A 1,888-nucleotide genomic window follows, 5' to 3' on the forward strand; every position below is an offset into this window, starting at 1 on the left:
ATGAACGCCTTGCGGCGCGTCTGGGAGCACTTCGAGGAAGGCTTCATCGCTTTCCTCCTGGCGGCCATGACGCTGATCACTTTCGTCTACGTGATCCTCAACAACTTCTACACCCTGTTCTATTGGCTGGGTGACTATTTCGGCGGTAACGAGTTTCTGCTCGGTATCGGCGACACCATTCTCGACATGGCCCAGGCGATGACCTGGAGCAATGCCCTGACCAAGGCCCTGTTCGGCTGGCTGATCTTCTTCGGCCTGGCCTATGGCGTGCGCACCGCCGGCCACATCGGCGTCGACGCCCTGGTCAAACTCGCACCGCGCGGTGTGCAGCGCGTCATCGGCGTGATCGCCTGCTCGGCCTGCCTGGGTTACGCCGGCCTGATCGCCGTAGGCAGCTTCGACTGGGTGCGCACCCTGTTCACCGCCGGTATCGGCGCCGAAGACCTCGGCCACTACGGCATCCAGCAATGGCATATCGGCATGATCGTGCCGTTCGGCTACGCCATGGTGTTCGTCCGCTTCCTGGAAATCCTCGTCCGTATCCTGCGCAACGAGCAGACCGGTCTCGGTTTGGCTGACGAAGCCGCCGATGCCCTGAAGATCAATGAGCACGAGGAGCCCAAGCAATGACCGTTCTGTTCCTCTTCCTGCTGCTGTTTTTGCTGATGTTCATCGGCGTGCCGATCGCCGCGTCGCTCGGCCTGGCCGGCTCGATCACCATCATGCTGTTCAGCCCGGACTCGGTGCGCTCGCTGGCGATCAAGCTGTTCGAGACGTCCGAGCACTACACCCTGCTGGCCATCCCGTTCTTCCTCTTGTCCGGTGCGTTCATGACCACCGGCGGCGTGGCGCGTCGCCTGATCGACTTCGCCAACGCCTGCGTCGGTCATATCCGTGGCGGTCTGGCCATCGGTGCGGTGCTGGCGTGCATGCTGTTCGCCGCGCTGTCCGGCTCCTCGCCGGCGACCGTGGCCGCAGTGGGCTCCATCGCCATTGCCGGCATGGTGCGTTCCGGTTATCCGCAGGCGTTCGGCGCCGGCATCGTCTGTAACGCCGGTACCCTGGGCATCCTGATTCCGCCGTCGATCGTGATGGTGGTGTACGCCGCCGCCACCGAGCAGTCGGTGGGCAAGCTGTTCATGGCCGGGGTGATCCCGGGCGTGATGCTGGGCCTGGTGCTGATGATCGCGATCTACATCGTCGCGCGCATCAAGAAGCTGCCGGCCCTGCCGCGTGCCAGCTTCCGCGAGTGGCTGCGCGCTGCCCGTGAGGCGTTCTGGGGCCTGCTGCTGATGGTGATCATCCTCGGCGGTATCTACACCGGCATGTTCACTCCGACCGAGGCGGCGGCCGTGGCGGCGGTATACGCCGGTTTCGTCGCCTTGTTCGTGTACAAGGACCTGACCATCCGCGAATGCCCGAAGGTGCTGCTGGAGTCCGGCAAGCTGACCATCATGCTGATGTTCATCATTGCCAACGCCATGCTCTTCGCCCACGTGCTGACCACCGAGCAGATTCCGCAACAGATCACCGCCTGGGTGGTGGATCTGGGTCTGCAGCCGTGGCAGTTCCTGCTGGTGGTGAACATCGTGCTGCTGATCGCCGGTGCCTTCATGGAGCCGTCGGCGATCATCCTGATCCTGGCGCCGATCCTGTTCCCGATCGCCATGCAGCTGGGCATCGATCCGATCCACCTGGGCATCATCATGGTGGTGAACATGGAGATCGGCCTGATCACGCCACCGGTGGGGCTGAACCTGTTCGTCACCTCGGCGGTCACGGGCATGCCGCTGACGGCGGTGATCCGCGCTGCACTGCCATGGCTGATGCTGCTGATCAGCTTCCTGATGGTGATTACCTATATCCCGGCCGTTTCCATGGCACTGCC

General features: G+C 63.3%; 2 protein-coding genes. Both read left to right on the top strand.

Features of this window, described 5'->3' with window-relative positions:
- A complete protein-coding gene (locus H3221_RS25495) occupies nucleotides 1-630 on the top strand; it encodes a TRAP transporter small permease (RefSeq protein WP_196477227.1) in 630 nt (209 codons plus the stop codon).
- On the top strand, nucleotides 627-1,888 hold a 1,262-nt coding region (gene dctM, locus H3221_RS25500; protein ID WP_196477226.1), incomplete at its 3' end, for a C4-dicarboxylate TRAP transporter large permease protein DctM. The genes H3221_RS25495 and dctM, both read left to right, overlap by 4 nt.

Source organism: Pseudomonas chaetocerotis, assembly GCF_015712105.2.
Taxonomy (GTDB): domain Bacteria; phylum Pseudomonadota; class Gammaproteobacteria; order Pseudomonadales; family Pseudomonadaceae; genus Aquipseudomonas; species Aquipseudomonas chaetocerotis.

Bases quoted from the DNA above. Each gene is read 5' to 3' on its own strand.
- H3221_RS25495 (WP_196477227.1), top strand. From the start codon at position 1: ATGAACGCCTTGCGGCGCGTCTGGGAGCACTTCGAGGAAGGCTTCATC.